We start from the raw sequence: 17,664 nt of genomic DNA, 5'->3' as shown, positions 1-17,664 counted from the left end.
ATAGTGTAATGCGTCCGGCTAGGTCCACCACGAGGATTCCATCAGCCGTCGATTCCATGGTGGCCTTGAGCAGAGACAGGGATGATGCCAGCGCCTGCTTCTGCACTACGGCAGCCTCACCTGAACGGATTTCCTTGTCAACCATGATCGCCCCTCTTGCCTGTTTCCGGGCCACGTTTGGCGACGCAAGTCCCCCGGACTGCCCGCGACTGTCTTGCGCATGCTCTTTGCATTCGCACTCCTTGACTTCGTCGAATGGGAGTTCTCTGGTCACACGCGCGAGAAGTGGGGAACTCGCACGATCCTGCTCTCAGGATAGCCGTGGCACCGAACGGGTCAAGTGCTGCATCGACTCATCCAGCATAGAGGTGAACTGCCTCCGTAAACGAGTGCTGGTCCACCTCCGTGCCTGCGTGAGTTGACACGTCAGTGATCTGGACAAGTAGGCGCCTTGCCATTCACAGACTTGCCCCGTGGAGTCATTGACGCAAAATGCTACACTACTATATGTATAGTGGTATTTGGATTCCTAAACACAGATTTCCGACCTGGCGCATGCTCGCCGGGGAACAGGAGGCAAGGAATGGAGCCAGTACGCAAAATCTTGATCATACTCTCTACGGCCGAGCGCGAAAAAGCCATGGCAGGCTTGATGTTTGCCAAGAACACTCATGAAAACCATGTGTTTGATGATGTGCGCGTCGTTCTGTTTGGCCCAATCGAACGACTTCTCAGCGAGGACAAGGAGATCAGAGACCTTGGTGCGGAGGTCTTCAAGGTTACGGCTCATCCCATGGCCTGCAAGGAGTTCGCAGAAGAGGTGGCCGTGAGCGACGCTCTCAAGAGCCTGGGGTGCGAGATCGATCAGGTGGGGGGCATCATCTCGGAGTGCATCCGAAACGGCTACGTTCCCCTTGTGTTCTAGACGTTCCATCGCACCATAGTCGCGTGAATCACAAGCGCCCCGGTTTCCCGGGGCGCTTGCTCTTAAGATATCCTCTGCGCTACTTCTGTTTCCTCTCGCACAACTCAAGCAGAACACCGTGTGTTGACCTGGGGCTAACGAACGCTATCCGGGCACCGCCCGCGCCGTTGCGAGGCGTCTCGTCGATCAACTGGATACCCTTGGCTTTCAGCTCCGCGAGAGTCGCTTCAATGTCGTCGACTCGGATCGCGATGTGATGCAGACCCTCGCCGCGCTTCTCGATGAACTTGGCGATGGAGCTGTCAGCACTGGTAGCCTCCAGCAACTCGATGTCTGTGTTGCCCACAGGCAGGAATGCCGTTTTCAGTTTCCGCTCAGGTATCTCTTCGATACCGTGCGGCTCGATACCCAGAGAAGCCTGCCAGAATGACAGTGACTCCTGTATGCTGGTAACAGCAATTCCGATATGATCGATGTTCTTGATGTTCATGTGTTCCTCCAACTTTGTTCAAAGATGATGTCTGCCAGCGAGTACGGGTCGCTCTGCTTGCTGGCGACCTTTTCCAGCTCGACCTGCACGGCCGGCTGCTCCAACTGCTGCTTCATCATATCTGCCAGGCGCGCCTTGAGAATCTCGAGCACGTCGAGCTTGGCCATCCGTATCTTGAGTGCGTCCAGCTTCCCAGAGGCCACGAGATGCGTGTGATGCCGTTCGATCGTGTCCACAACGTTGTCGATACCTGTGTTCAGTTCGGCCGACACCTTGAGTACGGGTGGATTCCAGCCCGTCGTCATCGACAGTTGCAGGACAGATTCGACCTGGGTTGCCGTACGGTCTGCTCCATCGTGGTCCGCCTTGTTGATGATGAACAGGTCCCCGATTTCCATAATGCCTGCCTTCATGGCCTGGATATCGTCTCCCATGCCAGGTGCCATGACAACGGCTGTCGTATAGGCGACATCGTGTACGTCAACCTCGGCCTGACCCGCGCCAACGGTCTCGACAAAGATCCAGTCGAACCCCGCTGCATCAAGGATGCGGGCCGCCATCCGAGTGGCACGGTTGAGGCCGCCCAGTGCCCCCCGGGTTCCCATGCTGCGGATGTAGACATCGCGTGTGAGAGCAACGTCGAACATACGGACCCGGTCGCCCAGGATTGCCCCACCCGAGAAGGGACTGCTGGGATCGACCGCCAGAATGCCGACCTTCTGCCCACGAGCCGCCAGCAATGCCGCCAGTCGCGAAACCAGGGTACTCTTGCCCGCGCCGGGCGAACCGGTCAGTCCAACAATGTAGGCGCGTCCTGTACTCGCATAGACGCCACGGATCACCTCGGCGCCGCGTGGATCACCATTCTCAACCCACGTGATCGCACGCGCGACCGCTCTCGTATCGCCTGCCAGGACACCCAGCTTGACGTCCACCTGACTAGGCTTCCTTCTTCACGTGGCTCCGAATGTAGTCCACGCAGGTGGCGAGTGGAGTTCCCGGTCCAAAAACCTCACTGATCCCATGCTCTTTGAGGAACGGGATGTCGTCTTCAGGAATGACCCCTCCGCCCATGACCAGGATATCGTCGGCTCCTTTCTCCTTCAGCAAGTCAACGACCTTGGGAAACAGCGTGTTGTGCGCTCCCGACAAGCACGACAGGGCAACCACGTCCACGTCTTCCTGCACAGCGACTTCCGCGATCTGCTCGGGTGTGCGGCGAATGCCGGTGTAGATGACTTCCATGCCCGCGTCCATGAAGGCCCTTGCCAGGACTTTGGCTCCGCGATCGTGCCCGTCCAGGCCAGGCTTTGCTACGAGGACTCTGATCTTCTGTTCCATGGTCTCCTCCTTAGAACGACGCGTCCGGCCGATACTCGCCGAACACGGAGCGCAGCACGTCGCAGACTTCACCGAGAGTCGCATATGCGTCGACCGCGTCGATGATTGCAGGCATCAGGTTTGCATCACCGCCGGCGACAGCTTTCACCTGGGCGAGGGCAGCTTCGACCTTGGCAGCATCGCGGTGGCTCTTCATCGCAGCCAGCTCCTTGTGCCGTTTCTCATAGAGGGCGGAGTCGATGTGCATGAGGTTCTTGAATGGCTTGTTCTCGACCTGGAACTTGTTGACGCCGACGATGACCTTCTTGCCTGACTCGATTTCCAGCTGGTACTGATAGCTGCTGTTCTGGATCTCCTGCTGGATGAACCCTCGTTCGATAGCCTTTACCGCCCCGCCGAGCTCATCGATCTTGGCGATGTACTTCAAGGCCTCTTCCTCGATGCGGTTGGTCATGGATTCCACGAAGTAGCTGCCTGCAAGAGGGTCGACCGTATCGGCCACTCCCGACTCGTACCCGATGATCTGTTGTGTCCGGAGGGCAATGCGCACCGAGTCCTCGCTCGGCAGCGACAGGGCCTCGTCACGACTGTTTGTATGGAGTGACTGGGTACCACCCAGCACTGCGGCAAGCGCCTGCAGCGTCACACGCACGACATTGTTGTCCGGCTGCTGGCTTGTAAGCGTGCAGCCTGCCGTCTGCGTGTGAAAACGCAGCATCAGGCTCTTTGGATTCTTTGCATGGAACCGCTCTTTCATGATCCGCGCCCACATTCGGCGGGCAGCGCGGAACTTGGCGACTTCTTCCAGCAAGTTGTTGTGCGCATCGAAGAAGAACGAAACGCGGGCCGCAAAACTGTCGACATCGAGTCCTGCCTTGACGGCAGCGTCAACATAGGCTATCCCGTCGGCGAGCGTGAATGCGACCTCCTGGACCGCAGTACATCCGGCCTCACGCATGTGATAGCCACTGATGCTGATCATATTCCAGTTGGGAGCTTCCTTGGAGCAATAGGCAAAGATGTCACTGATGATGCGCATTGACGGAGCCGGCGGATAGATGTATGTGCCGCGAGCGCTGTATTCCTTGAGGATATCGTTCTGAATCGTGCCATTCAGCTTGTCTGCACTGATGCCCTTGCGCCTCGCAAGCGCGATGTACATCGCCAGCAGAACCGCGGCAGGAGCGTTGATGGTCATGGACGTGCTGACCTGATCGAGCGGGATGCCATCGAACAGCACCTCCAGGTCCGCCAGCGAACTGACCGACACGCCGACCTTGCCGACCTCACCCTCCGAGAGTGGATGGTCTGCATCCATGCCCAGCTGAGTTGGAAGATCGAACGCGATGGACAGACCGGTCTGGCCCTGGTTCAGTAAATACTTGTACCGGCGGTTGGACTCCTCGACGGTCGCGAATCCCGCGTACTGACGCATGGTCCACAGGCGGCCGCGATACATCGTGGCCTGGTATCCTCTCGTGTACGGGTATTCTCCGGGGAACCCAATGTCGCGCATGTAGTCCATCTCGCCAAGGTCCTCGGGCGTGTACAGCAACTTGACGTCGATGCCGGAACTCGTCGTGCAGTCCGAGTAGGCCTTGCATGTCTTGCCGGCGGGAACCTTGTCAGCACCCCGCTGCCACTTCGATGTTGCAGCTTTCAGTGTCTCCGCACGTTCCTTGTCATCCATTCGCTCACCTCGCCTTTGACACGTCCATGGTAGGCCTAGGGCGTCATGGCACCCCATGCTCGTCTCCGAGAAAGTATAGCAGGAAACGAGGACCTCACCACCTGCGCGGCGACTCTGGCGTGGGTGACTCCTTGGTCCGTCATTCCCCCGAGCACTTTATTCCCATGCGAGGGGTGCTTTCGCCGCGCAGGCGGGAATCCATTCCTTCTCGTCCTTCTGTCCCGAGGATGCACCGTAGAGGTTGCCCGCCTCCCCCTGAAGCATCACGGCGATGACTGCAAGTTGGTTCGCTACTGGAACAAGGAGCGGCTACCTCACTTCCAACAGTCGTCCTGTCAGTGGATCAGTAGTGGTGGAAATAGGGGCGAACAGGCAGTCCTGTGACCCATCGACAACGCTACTATTCAAGCTGGTCTTGGAGGCGGTACTCGGCGTAGCCTCATCGCCGTCAGAGAGAAGTAACACGAGAGACAGATACCGCATTCCGCATGAGATACCATGACAGGTGGTGTCGGCTCCATACACTAACACGAAGTTATGCCGGACAGCTTCGGACACAACCACTTGGGGTGCGAAAAATCAGTCAAGTTGCGTGGCGAAACGGGGTCGAAGCCTGGCACAAAAGCCGACAAACGGTAGTATGATATGCGAGAGTAGATTGGGATAGTCCTGCAGCAGCCGGGTGTTGCTGCATTCTCTCGAAGGGGGAAGAAGTGGCAAGACAGATCGACGCGGTTCAACTGGTGCAAGAACCTTGACGAACCCGAAACCAAAGGCTTTCGTGACGACTCTCAATGCCAGCGGCACAATGAAGAAGGACCAGGCCGAAAGGATAAATGGCACGCGTTTGCATGGCTGGTTAGCAACGGCGGGAACCTTGATTGCGTACGGCGTAATTCTGATTGTGCCTCACTTCTACTTCGTGACTTGGGTTCCCGACGCATACGTTGCGCTCGCGTCCGGGTTCCAGATAGCAATGCTCGGGCTCGCCGGGTCCGTCCTCATCCTCATCGCTTCGATTTCGAGGTCGGACACGATGCGGCTCAGAACGCTCCTCCGCGGGGGTGATGTTCAAGGAGCTTTGTTTGAGCTGCTGGCGTGGCTCGTGATGTTGGTCCTGGGGAGGTACTGGCTTTGCCCCCTGTCGGTTGGGATGGGCCTTTTGCTGAGCGCCTTCGTGTTGGCGAAGATGCTCATCCGAGTGCTCTCGATGCTGCTCAGTCCGAGCAGGTACTGGAACGAATACACAGGCGTCCTTGGATTGAGATTCTCTTCTGTCGTGTCTGGATCAGCCAAGTATCATCAGAGGTACGTCCAATTCCGGGCCTGGATTGACACTTTTGATGCCAGACTGTCCTTCCGATACATTCCCCTGATATCCTGCGAGGTGACCAGTACCCACGTTTTGGTGGCATCTACGACGTCTGGCCGGATCGAGGACATCAACCTTGGGAGACTGAAGCGTCGTCTGGTCGGATTGAAGACTGACGTAGCGCCACACGTCCGAGAGACAGCCGGGGTTGGCCCGGGCGGCGGAGACGGAGGTATAGAAGAGATCGGCACTGATGGCGGCGCAAGCAGGACTCCTTCAGCAGCCCTTCCAGTCGTCGTTTTCTTCGAGGCTCCGGGTCGGTCACTGGAGGTTGGGGATGCGCTCCTAGGCGTGCGCAAGGATCATCTGCGTAATGGAGGGCTCTCTGCATCTCAGGAATCGGGCCTCAGGGAAAGCTATGCCATCCGAAACGGGACGGCCACCTTTGAGAGCGATGTGGCGATAGAAAGGGGAGAGCTCCGCGACAGAGCACTAAGGTCTCTTGAAACGGGTTCGATCAACGATGCCGTCATAGCAGAGACAGCGTTCAGGCGGCTATTTGGGGAGTTTCTGGCTGTGGCGACGACCTATGAGTCGTCTTGCGCAGCTGAAGCACATCAGCCCAAGAGGGATTACGAAGGGGAGCCTGAATGGAGCGAACTCGACGACCTCATGTCCGATGCCGACGCCATAGTGCTGTCTGCGAGGAGAACACGTTATGACGACGTCTTCGAGTGTCTCCAACCGATACCGTATCAATTTGCGGTGCTTGCGGAGCAGTACAAGGCAAATCGACCGTTCCGCCGCAGCTGCGCACTCATGGCGCGAGAAGCTGTCGAGATGGGAGTCAGTCGGAAGGACGAGCCGGCTGGGACTCGGAATCGACACATGGCGGAGTTCCACGTCCGTATGCTTGCTCTGTTGCTCTACAGCGTATCTAGTAGCCTGGAGCGTACTGAGGAATGGCAAGGGAGCTGGCCATGGTTCGTCACCGAGATCGACGCTCTTCTGTTGAAATTCTGCATGATCCTGTATCGGGCAGTAGAGGACTTGGATTTTGGCAAGTACGTTGCAGACAAGCTAGATGAGACCTGTTCGATTCTGCCCCGGAACGCCAAACCATCTCGGCCAGCGCTGCAGAGTATCTACGAACTATGCAACAACGTACCTACATCGCAGAGCGACGCAGGTCGCTTGATCGGCGATGCCGTCGGCGACCTTCGCGTAGCGGCGTCGCTCATCGCCTACGGTCTCGCCACGAACGATATCTTGAGTCCGCATTTCCCCATAAGCTTGATAGGCACAGGGCATATGGGACTGGGCACGGTTGACTTGAGGGGATTCCTCAGGGGTTACGCTTTGGCACAAGGGATGGCCAAGAGTGACCTGTGGGACTTCGATCTCTGGCGGGCAAGCGGTGACGTGCACGACCATGAAGATTCTCAATCTCTCGTCGCGATCGGAGCAGTTGGCTTCCTGATGGTCAGAGGAATTCAGGCGCCAAAGGGAGACAGCGTTCTGGGTGATCTCAGGACTGCAGTCGATGACCACGAGAGAGCATTACGGCTCTTTGGGGAAGGGAGCTTCCTTTATCGAACGCTAGAGGATGCCATGCATCAGCGAGGAAGATGGCCTAGATCCCTGACGCCAAATGTTGAAGTGCTTGAGTCATGGAGGTTTTTTGCTCATGCGTTGATGACGGCAACGTGGCCGACCTGACGCGCGCCCGGCAGGGAAGTAGTCTGTGTGTCTACGTTGGGTGACGTCACGGTTATCTATGTGGGCTAGGGTGGTGTAGAGACATGAAGCTTCGCGTCATACAGTGGAACATCAAGAAGTCTGGATCGCCGGCGATCAAGACCTTCCTCAAGCAGAGAGTCGCTCAAGGCCCGACAATCTTGTGCCTGGAGGAAGTCACGCGCTCTGCCTATGACCGTCTGACCGAGTTCTTTCCCCTTGCCCCGTCCTGTTTCAGTCTCGATATGCGCATGCCCGGGCACCACGAGGGCCGGGAGCGGGCAATAGGCGTTGCGGTTCTCGCACTCGGACTCCCGATCGTTACCCTGGAGTTGATCGATCGTGCGCTATTCCCGGAGCGGACGCTTTCCGTGCTGCTTGGCGGTCCCTTTGGGCCCATCCGGGTGGTTGCCTTCCACTCGCTGACCGGATCCGGGTACCTCAAGGCCAAGTCCAGCAACTTCGCATCCATCGCTGACTATCTTGAGCAGCTTCGAGCAAAGCTTGACTTCCTTTGCTTCGATGGGAACGAGCCGAATGAAGACAGCTCGAAGGTCGAGAAGATAGTATTCTCCTCGCACGGCGATAGAGGTCGAGTCAAAAAGATGTCACTGATCATGGGACCTCAGAAGGTACATCACCTGAAAGACTCGTACGTTGCCTATCTGAAGAGCACGGGCGGAGACATCAAGAGAGACCCCCTTGCCTTGTCCTACAAGAAGAAACTGGCGGATAGACGGTACGACTACGTTATGCATTCGCCCAGGAAGTGGAAGGTAACTGACTGCCAGTATCCATACAAGGAGTCCATTGCGGCGCACAGTGATCACTCTGCAGTTATCGCGGACTACGAACTGAGATGAGCCCTGTCCAAGGAGGATGACATGGCAAAGGACTACCTGACATACTGGAGACCCGAGACTGTCGACGTTCAGGAATGGGGACTGCTGGGACATTCCGCGGGCGGTCAACTCCATAGGGTGGAACCGGGGGATACGGTGTGGATCGTAACGGTATGCCCTCCATGTCAACTGCTAAGCACTTGTCTGTGACATACGTCGTGAATCTCAGACGCAGTCCCGTCGCTGACCATGGGGTCACTCGGTCCAGCAGTCAAGACAAATCAGGAGTCTTCACTCAGGCAGAGAGCAAAGGCACGGGCCGCCTCCCGGGAAGATGCCCCCAGACAGGACAGCAACTACGTTGGAATCTGGTGTTGAAGATGCTTCACGTCCATGCAGAAGGGTTGGGTCGTGCCAACCGCATACCGCTTTGTGGGGTCTCAACGCACGAAGTGCTCGCTTGCCCACGCGGCTGCTGACACTGCGTCTATCGCAGGTTGGGGCTTGCAGTGCCACGTAGTGGCCGGGATTCGGTTCAGTGCTATACTCGCTAACACAGAAGCGACCATCCTAGAGGAGGGATCAATGCAGATCGAGGCTCAGGAGTTGCGGGGCAGAGCAATACGTCTGTTTACCTATTTGAAGGATCTAGCTCTCCTGCGAACCAAGACAACCTACTCGATATCGGACTTCGAGGACCACTTCTGGCTTGCAGACCTGCCTCAATCGAACGCTCTGTGCTACTCTTGTCTGCTCGGCGAGCAGTCCCAGACGGCACCTGGCCCGCTAATTGAAGCCCGCAAACCGAGACTCCTGCCCTTGCCTACTCCTCCCAATACCTTGTGGCCGTGGATCCGCCCGGGATCCTTGGATGATCCGTGGATCGACGTCCCTGAGCTCCTCACAGACATCGCTGATACATCCGATGGAACCGCTAACGATGACAGTCTACATTTGGTGGACTTTCCGGAAATTGGCAAAGCTTGGGATAGCTACATTGAACACGCTTGGTGGCCCTGGGCAGAGAAGCAGCGCCCCTTGGTGCGCGTGCAGGAAGTGTACACGAAGCTGTTCTCTTTCTACACAAAGCAGCAGCGGCTGGGCGAGCTCTACGAGCTGGTACTGGCTCTGGGGTTCCTTCAATGGAAGACTCCGAACAACCAAGAGGTAAGGCGACATTTGCTCGTGACCGCCGTCAGCGTGGAATTCGACGCCGACAAGGGGGTCATCAGAGTCCGCCAGCCTGATGACAGTTCTGGCGTCAAGCTCGAAGAAGATATGCTCGACGGGGATAGCCGCCCGGAGACAAGAATCGAGCTGGCTCTCGGTGACCTGGTTGATCAGTTGGGCGATCGCGTGTGGGACCGAGAAGGCGTGGGGGTGATTCTGCGGTCCTGGGTAAACGGCGTGTCGCCGGATGGGCGATACGAGGATGAGCTCCGGCATGCTGACGAAGTCACATCCAAGCCCATCGTCTCCTGGAGTCCCGCCCTTGTCATCCGGCAGAGGACACAGTTGGGACTCGTCCGTGCCTACGAGAGTATCGTGGCCGATATCCAGACCAAGGAGGCCTTGCCTGCAGGAGTACAGAGGATCATTTCCGTGGTGGACTCGTCTCCGGCGCGAACGGACACTGGACTGGGTGATGAAGTTGTCAGTGAACCGCTCTTCCCGTTGCCGTCAAACGCAGAGCAGCGAGCTATTCTCGAGAGGCTGGCGGGAGCTGATGGTCTTGTCGTGCAGGGTCCCCCGGGGACGGGAAAATCGCATACAATTGCGAATTTGGTGTGCCACCTCCTGGCACAGGGAAAACGAGTGCTGGTCACGAGTCAAGCCCCTCGTGCCCTACGGGTCCTCCAGGACATGATACCTCAAGACATGAGAAGCCTGTGCATATCGGTGCTGGGAACAGATCGCACGTCTGCAATGTCAGTCGAGAGCATCGTGACCGGGATCCTCAGCCGGAGAGAGGGATGGAACGTGGACGCCTACAACACGGAGGTGGCGTCACTCTATCACCAACTGGAGCAAGAACGCGCCGAGATGGCCGAGTGTCAGCTGCAACTCCGCATGGTACGTGAGAGCGAGACACGCGACGTCTCGACGGGTATCGAAGGGTACCGTGGAACGCTCACAGAGATTGCCACTACCCTTGCCGAGGAGGAACCCCAGTACTCATGGCTACAGGACTTCGCGATCCCCGACGCTGACCCTCCGCTATCCAACAGCCAAATGCAGGAGCTACTGAGTCTCATCCGATGGGCCACGCCAGACGTCGAGAAGCAGGCGACAAGGGCGTGCCCAGAGGCAGAGTCGTTCCCAAGCGCCCAGCGCCTCCAAGACTGCCTCGATGCTGAAGAGAAAGCAAGAGTCTCGGCAGGAACTCGAGGTAGACTACGCGAAAAACCACTGTATGGCAGTATTGCTGGACTGCATCTGCAGGAGCGGACGTCGCTGCTGTCAGAAGCGCGCATCCTCTCCGCAGAGTGGGAATCGTTGACGGGCAGGAACACTGTCTGGACTGGTCGGGCATTGAGCGACGTCCTGAGCGGTCAATCAGCGCTGTGGAAATCGCTACTGGACTCAAGCACAGGGCAAATCGACAAGCTCAAGTCCAATCTTGACTGGAAGGCGTGCATGGTAGCACCCATCAGCGGTGTGGAGGAGGACGACGATCAGCGTCTGCTCGCCGATACGCAGGTGCTCCTGGACAGGTGGGAACGTGGCCGTAGAATCGGCATGCGGCTCCTTCTTCCAGCTGATGTCAAGCACGCATGCTACATCATCGACCGAGTCTGTATCGATGGCCGCCGGTGCACATCTGCCGACTCCGTCATGTACCTCGTTCGCTGTCTCAAGACCCGAGGTACCGTCGAGTCACTCCGTCAGCAATGGTCATCCTTCGTCGATCTGGGGAGCCTGTCAGCAACACAAGTACTCGCCATCATCGAAGAAGAGACGGAGATGCTGAAGAATGTGCTGGACCTCGGAGGGCGGGTGACGGAATTCTGGCGAGACTTCGCAAAGAAATCCGGAACATCCCAACCGGTAGCACCATCAGCCGATGCCATGGGTGAACTGTGCGCGATTGCGGAACAGGTGGAACTCGACGAGAGGATGGTGGAAGCCGAGAGATTCCGTCGTGAGTTGGTCTCGGCACTGAGACTCGCATGCCTTAACTCGAGTATCCACCCGGCGGTTCAGTCTGCGCTGCAGGCTGCCGTCAAGGGAGACTGTCCACAGTATGCCTCCGCCATGGGCGACCTGGAACAGCATCGTGCGGTTCGTAGGAAGCTCTCGATCCGCGCTTCCATGCTGGAGAAGCTTCAGACAGCAGCGCCCTACCTTGGAGCTCGTCTCGCAACAACCTCAGATGATGCCTCGTGGGATGAACGCCTTCCGTCCTTCCAGAAAGCATGGCAATGGACACGGGCTGATCGATGGCTTGATCGGATGTCAGATTCGAGCCGCGGGCGCGAGCTGTCGAGGCAAGCCGCAGACCTCAAGATGAAGCAGCAACAGCAGACCACAGCGCTAACGGCAGCGAAGGCCTGGGGATTCTTCCTGCATCGCATGACGGAGGAGCAGCGCAAAGGACTGGTGGCCTGGCTAACCTTCTGGCAGGCTGCCGGCAGGCAGAAAGGGAAGTACACATCTGCGAAGCTCGCGAATGCTCGACAAGCTTGGGACGTGGCCAGGCCCGCCATACCAGCATGGATCATGCCCATCTACCAGGTGGCAGATGTCGTCAGGCCAGGCCAGGATGCGTTTGACGTCATCATCGTCGACGAGGCAAGTCAGTTGGGGGTTGAGGCTGCATTTCTGCAGTACCTCGGGAAAAAGGTCATAGTCGTCGGTGATGACAAGCAGATCAGCCCTGCAAACGTTGGACTAAACGTCCAATCTGTCATGGACCTCCAGAAGAGGTACTTGACCGATATCCCATTCTCTGGTGGCTTGGGGCCAGACGCCAGCTACTTCGACCTTGCGAAGATCTGGTACCCATCAGATCTCACGCTACGGGAGCACTTCCGATGCATGCCAGAGATCATTGAGTTCTCGAACCGGTTGTGCTACTCCGCGAAGCCCCTGATTCCACTGCGCCAATATGGAGAAGACCGGCTTGACCCATTGTGCGAGTGCTACATCTCAGATGGATACAGGAGAGGAACCGAAACCCGCATCACCAATCCACCTGAGGCACAAGCCATTGCAAAGCAGATTGCAGAGTGCTGCAGAGACCCACGCTACAAGGGGAAATCCTTTGGAGTCATCAGCCTGCAGGGTCCCTGGCAGGCTGCAGAGATTGACCGGATGCTCATACGAGAAATCGGGCCAGAGGAGATGGAGCGTCGGAGAGTGGTGTGCGGTGACCCATATGCGCTCCAAGGAGATGAGCGGGACGTCGTCTTCCTCAGTCTGGTTGCAGCTGTCTCTGAGGAGCACCATTTCAGGGCTCTGACAGATCGTGGGGCTCAGCAGCGCTTCAACGTCGCTGCAAGCAGAGCCCGTGACCAGCTGTGGCTGTTCCATTCGGTCTCATTGGACGATTTGAGTCCTGAGGACACACGGTTCAAGTTGCTCAACTACTTCCTCCACCCTTCTGTCAGCTGGCTGGCCACCAGCCCTGGAACGGCCGTGGACGACATGTTCGAGAGTCCGTTTGAGCGCGAAGTCTACCAGATGATCCGGAATCGGGGTTTCACTGTCGTGCCGCAGGTGCCGGTTGCAGGCTACCGGATCGACCTAGTCGTCAGTGGGGCACAGTCTCGATTGGCAATCGAATGCGATGGCGAGCAATGGCTTGGTCCTGACCGTTACGTGTCGGACATGGAGAGGCAGAGACAGCTCGAACGCTGTGGATGGACGTTCTGGCGAGTCCGAGGAAGTTCCTTCTTCCGAAACCCGGAGCGTACCCTGAGTGAACTCTGGCCATTGCTGGACAAACTGGGCATCTCGCCCCACAATGCGGCGGCCGTTGCAGTGACGCCTGTGGCCGCCGTTCCCGAGCCTGCCGCAACATTCCTTGTCGAAGACATGAAGGCGTCTGTAGAGGATACACCAGCCCAGGGTCTGTTCTCTTGCCTCATCAATGGCCCAAGATCGAACGACAATTCCACGAACCAGGTTATCCAGACTGTTGACTCGCAGCGAGACACTCCAGAAGCTGCCCAACTACACATGCGCCCATACAAGAGCTGGGAGCTAGTACCGGCACCTGATCCCCGGGTGGCTTCATGGACAGACACAGTAGAGGTTCTCATCAGTATCGTAACCGCAGAGGGTCCCATGATTGCCAGTCGTCTCATACGCCTGTATGCCAGAGCGGCCGGATTTGACAGGGTCGGGCGGTTGATTCGAGAGGCCCTCGATCATGTCATACAGGTAGCAGCACGAAAAGGGATTCTGGCACTTGGCCAGGCTCAGGGTGAAGCACCAGAACTTCGAGTGATTTATATGCCTGAGGGTAGTCCAGTCGTCTTACGAACGCGAGGCTCACGCGATTTCGAGGAGATCCCTTTGTCAGAAGTGGCTGCTATCATGAGTCTGCTAGAGCCTGGAATGTCAGCAGAACCCTTCGGTAAAGAACGTGACCAGCTCTATCGGAGAGTATTGGACCAGTATGATCTTGTTCGCATGACATCGGCGGTCAAAGCTGCTCTTGACGAGGCGCTTGAAAGAGCTCTCTCGGAGAGTGATCGGGAGGGCTGAGGGCTATCATGCTGCGCGAGATTCGTGGCCGGATCCAAGAGTCTCCCCTACGCGAACACGTCCAACTCCCCAAATTCCTCGCCATGGGACCGAAGTCGCACTAGGCACGTACGCGGGAGAATCCGGTCCGCTGAGACTACTGCTAGCAAGTCTGAGTTCTGCCCAAGAGCAGCCTCCTACAGTCCCTGAAGTTGTCCCCAGCGCAGAGAAAGGGCCGGGACTAGGTCAACTGCGCTCAGAATCTCTGCTACATCGACTGCTAAGTTCTTGTACGCGCGGCTCCGCGCCGCATTCATGCTCGTGAAAGATGGTCGTTTGCGGTGGGGCTATGGCAGGTGAAACAGCAGCCGGATCGCATTGTATATGATTGGCAGTGCCTGGATCAGAACTGCGGAGTCCTTCGCAATTGATGCGACCTTGGCGAGACCGGACATGATCCCAGCTGCTCCAAGCCGGTCGCCGGCTTGGAGCTTCGTATTGAGGGCCTCCCGGTTCGCCTGAGCGTCCTCAGATGCAGCCGCATCAGGAGGCAGTTGCCGGATTATGGTGTCAAACCTGTCCAGCGTGGCATCTGCATCATCCTTGGAAATCGTACTGGTGTTCATCTGCACGATAGTGGATTCGATGGCATTGAAGTTGCCACCGACGTTGATCGTGTTTGTCTGTGTCACGGACCTCTCTAGTAGGCGAAGTGTATCCAGGGGACGCTCAACATAGTCAGTGCCGGTGGCTGTGAGGGCAACAAGAGCGCTATGCGAGCCACCCCATGTTGCTCTCAACAGGTCAGATTGTTCAAGGTATCGCATTGCCAGAACCAAGTCCAAGTAACTCACGTGCAGAAGCTCCTCTACCCGATTCGAGTGGACGCCGCGCGCGGTAGGCCTCTGACGGCTGAGATAGTAGACAGCTGCAAGAATCTTCAGGTACTGGTCATCAATCATTGCGGCCTCCTCGGTCGATATTCGTTCTTACAAGCATGCCCTCCTCCTCTTGGGAGAGACTACCCAAGTAGAAGACGAGGCAGTCGATGGCGGCCTGAAGCTGAAGGGCAAGTCTCCCATGATCCGGGGCGGTGCCGGTGAGCGTGGGATGAAGCTACAGGTGCTCAGGATGGCACGACCTGCAGGGTTTCTTTCCCGCGCGCCGTGCCGACTCGTGGCTGCCGTATACTGTTCTATGGCTCGCACTGTGCTGGATGTGCGGACAACCAAGCTTATGGTATGTCATCGAGTTGTCTAGCGATACCACCCCAAATGCACCGAGGAAATAGTCAAAGAGCAGGATCAACTTGAGTGAGTTGATCTGAGTGGCGTAATGCGTGTCGATGCCGTGGAGAATGGCATGACGGCTCAGTCCTGGCACTGGTTCGCCTAGGTTGAACTCCTGCAGCAAGGTGTCCAAGAAGAAGCGTTTGGCCATATCGTCAAGGAAGTCCAGTCCGTCACTGCACAACGCCGTCGCAAGTCTCATCTCTTCTCGCTGGAGGCATCTGCTGGTGCTGCCATACCCTTCCCAAATGACTCCCTCTATCTGTGGCAACAGCGTCGGAACGGAGAGTTCATAGAGTCCTTGAACATGAGCGTTCACCGCGGCCACAAGTATAGGAAATCGGTTGCTGATCCAACTATGGTGCTTCCATTCATCGAGGCGTTCTTTGACGTAGTCGGAGCCGTGTCGCTGGAGCATAAATGCGTCGATCTCTGTTTCGGCTTCCGTGTGCGAGAGGGAATCACTTATGTTGACGATGTGCTGCATGTCGCCGGAATCGGTTTCCATGGTTGGTGGTGGCCAACGGAACGTTATGAGAGTCGCCGTGTACTTGATGACAAGAGCACGAAAGCCGCTAGCGGATTCGGCTAGACACCCTGCAGCGTCCTGCCACTGCTTCATAAAATGCGGATTCCAGGCTATTGATGACTCAGGGATCTGGGTTAGCTTCCCTATTTGCGACCACACGTCCCTGACGGGCTGCAAGATTGCAGCGATGGATTCTGCAAGACCCTCCGATGCTCCGATGACCCCCTTCATTATCTCGGCAGGGAGACTCATAGCAGATGAGATGGATCTGCCCACTTTGGCCGTATCTCCAATGCTTGTGGCCGCCCCAGCTTGCAGAGTCCTCAGTTGCGATGCAGATGACAGATCCAGATTGCGCCCGATCAGCGAGGAACCTGTGGGTTTTCCAGCGCCATTGACATCGCTCTGGGCAGGAAGGGTGGTTCCGGGGGTCTGTTGAGACTCATGCCTGCCTTGGCCCTCTGCCCGAGCGTCATGTGCGTCCGCAATGGTTGTCTCCTTAGGCGCTATTCTCCGTGCCTTGCCCACGTTATGCTCCTGCCTCGTTCAGATCCAAGTCAGTGCCATCCGCCCAGCACTGGAGTACGTCTCGGCACCGTCCAACGAGGTCAGGTGTGAACAGGGCGCTGGCCCTGTGTTGATAGATGTACTGAAGAACGCCCTTGCCGCTCACGATTGGAATGTAGCTCCCAGTATTGGTGGTCCCCAGATACAGACCCTCGGGTACGCCAGCAAATGGGAACGCCAGGATTGACTGCACAAACAGTTGCTCCGGGATACCGTGTTCAGTCAAGTAGTCTCTGACTTGATATGCTTCCTGCCTCGCCTGCCGCTGGTAGTTCTTGCGAGGTTGACCTCCTTGGTCAATCTCCAATCGACCGCGTTCGTCAACCGAGACGTTGCCGTGGTTTGACTTGGTCTCAATGATGAACGCTCCGGTCGGACCGATAACAACGTGATCGATGTCTCCATATCTACGGTAGAGCCCATGAAAGACGGCATACTGACGCTCGTCGAGGTTCGCCAGGACGTTCCGGACCTCCTGTTCGGCCTTCTGAGCTTTCCTGTCCTCGGCAACCTTTCTGTTGAACTCGACAACTACCTTGCGAAGCGTTAAGGGGACGAAAGCCGACAGCAGGAAGGCAAGCGAGACAAAGAACGCGAGATCAATCCCGATGAGGGCACGCATGAGCGGTTGGCCTGAAGACAAGAGCGGTAGCAGCACAGATGACGAGAGAATCAGAAGGAGCATGAGTGATATGCCACCGAGGAACGACATCAGACGCGCCCGGTTCACCCTGCCCATCGAATCCTGTAGGTCACTTACTTGTTGCTCGAGGAACGTTCTTGATCCTCTGCTAGTATCCATCGTTGCCTTCCTCCTATGGCGCTGCTCAAGTTGTCAAGCTAAGATCGTCCGTCCGCTCTTGATGAAGGGCGTGACCGTTCAGGGATGCCTGTGACTTCCCAATCCAGAGGTCGAGAGAATCCTTTCCCAGCGTGACCGTGACCCTGCGCGTAGAGGACTCCCAGGCAACAGATCCGCCGAATGCCTCGATAACGGCACGAATAGGGACAAGGGTCCTGCCTGCCACGATGACAGGTTTGGTTCCCTGGGTGTCGATCGGTTGCTGCACTCCGTTGACGGATGTGGACGTGTTGCCGATCCACAGTTTGATCGTCGCTGACGACAAGGCAGTAGCTGTCGACGGGATAAGGAGTCCCGCGACCAGGAGAATGGTTGCCAGGAGTTTCAGCAGACGCGATCTTCTCATGAGTTCCTCCTTCATTAGGAACAACAACGTCATAGTGCGCACC

At 57.1% G+C, this 17,664-nt stretch carries 12 protein-coding genes; 4 read left to right on the top strand and 8 right to left on the bottom strand.

Annotation, left to right across the window (positions count from 1 at the left end):
- Window positions 1-583 precede the first annotated feature (583 nt).
- Window positions 584-925: a hypothetical protein gene (locus tag SMC7_RS05160; RefSeq protein WP_119089286.1), complete on the top strand. Its 342-nt coding sequence runs from the start codon at window positions 584-586 to the stop codon at window positions 923-925.
- Between the two features lie 79 nt (window positions 926-1,004).
- Here the strand turns inward: SMC7_RS05160 and mce are convergent, their stop codons facing one another.
- The 4 genes from mce to SMC7_RS05140 are packed head-to-tail and all read right to left on the bottom strand — an operon-like array spanning window position 1,005 to window position 4,446.
- Window positions 1,005-1,415, bottom strand: a complete 411-nt coding sequence (gene mce, locus SMC7_RS05155) for a methylmalonyl-CoA epimerase (RefSeq protein WP_119089285.1) — start codon at window positions 1,413-1,415, stop codon at window positions 1,005-1,007.
- Window positions 1,412-2,350 (bottom strand): methylmalonyl Co-A mutase-associated GTPase MeaB, encoded by a 939-nt coding sequence (meaB, locus tag SMC7_RS05150; RefSeq protein WP_119089284.1) that lies wholly within the window; start codon window positions 2,348-2,350, stop codon window positions 1,412-1,414. Before meaB ends, mce begins: the two co-directional genes overlap by 4 nt.
- 4 nt (window positions 2,351-2,354) lie before the next feature.
- On the bottom strand, window positions 2,355-2,756 hold the full coding sequence (locus tag SMC7_RS05145; RefSeq protein ID WP_119089283.1) for a cobalamin B12-binding domain-containing protein: 402 nt from the start codon (window positions 2,754-2,756) through the stop codon (window positions 2,355-2,357).
- 10 nt (window positions 2,757-2,766) lie between these two features.
- Entirely contained in the window at window positions 2,767-4,446 is a 1,680-nt protein-coding gene (locus SMC7_RS05140) for a methylmalonyl-CoA mutase (RefSeq protein WP_119089282.1), read from the bottom strand.
- Between the two features lie 754 nt (window positions 4,447-5,200).
- Here SMC7_RS05140 and SMC7_RS05135 point away from each other — a divergent pair.
- The 3 genes from SMC7_RS05135 (at window position 5,201) to SMC7_RS05125 (ending at window position 14,049) form a co-directional block, all read left to right on the top strand.
- The gene (locus SMC7_RS05135; protein ID WP_119089281.1) at window positions 5,201-7,477 is read left to right on the top strand and encodes a hypothetical protein; all 2,277 of its coding nucleotides are present in this window, start codon (window positions 5,201-5,203) and stop codon (window positions 7,475-7,477) included.
- An 83-nt stretch (window positions 7,478-7,560) separates the two neighbouring features.
- Window positions 7,561-8,358: a hypothetical protein gene (locus SMC7_RS05130; RefSeq protein WP_119089280.1), complete on the top strand. Its 798-nt coding sequence runs from the start codon at window positions 7,561-7,563 to the stop codon at window positions 8,356-8,358.
- A 564-nt stretch (window positions 8,359-8,922) separates the two neighbouring features.
- A complete protein-coding gene (locus SMC7_RS05125) occupies window positions 8,923-14,049 on the top strand; it encodes an AAA family ATPase (protein ID WP_165845161.1) in 5,127 nt (1,708 codons plus the stop codon).
- Window positions 14,050-14,375: 326 nt separating this feature from the next.
- Here SMC7_RS05125 and SMC7_RS05120 read toward each other — a convergent pair whose 3' ends face one another.
- From SMC7_RS05120 to SMC7_RS05105, 4 genes are all read right to left on the bottom strand, one after another.
- Window positions 14,376-14,990: a hypothetical protein gene (locus SMC7_RS05120; RefSeq protein WP_119089278.1), complete on the bottom strand. Its 615-nt coding sequence runs from the start codon at window positions 14,988-14,990 to the stop codon at window positions 14,376-14,378.
- Window positions 14,991-15,144: 154 nt separating this feature from the next.
- Window positions 15,145-16,374, bottom strand: a complete 1,230-nt coding sequence (locus tag SMC7_RS05115; RefSeq protein ID WP_119089277.1) for a hypothetical protein — start codon at window positions 16,372-16,374, stop codon at window positions 15,145-15,147.
- A 1-nt stretch (window position 16,375) separates the two neighbouring features.
- The gene (locus SMC7_RS05110; protein WP_119089276.1) at window positions 16,376-17,215 is read right to left on the bottom strand and encodes a nuclease-related domain-containing protein; all 840 of its coding nucleotides are present in this window, start codon (window positions 17,213-17,215) and stop codon (window positions 16,376-16,378) included.
- Between the two features lie 25 nt (window positions 17,216-17,240).
- Window positions 17,241-17,621: a copper amine oxidase N-terminal domain-containing protein gene (locus SMC7_RS05105; RefSeq protein WP_165845160.1), complete on the bottom strand. Its 381-nt coding sequence runs from the start codon at window positions 17,619-17,621 to the stop codon at window positions 17,241-17,243.
- Between the last annotated feature and the right edge of the window lie 43 nt (window positions 17,622-17,664).

Source organism: Candidatus Cryosericum terrychapinii, from assembly GCF_003570925.1.
Lineage (GTDB): Bacteria > Caldisericota > Caldisericia > Cryosericales > Cryosericaceae > Cryosericum > Cryosericum terrychapinii.
This window is presented reverse-complemented; position numbering and strand designations above follow the sequence as displayed.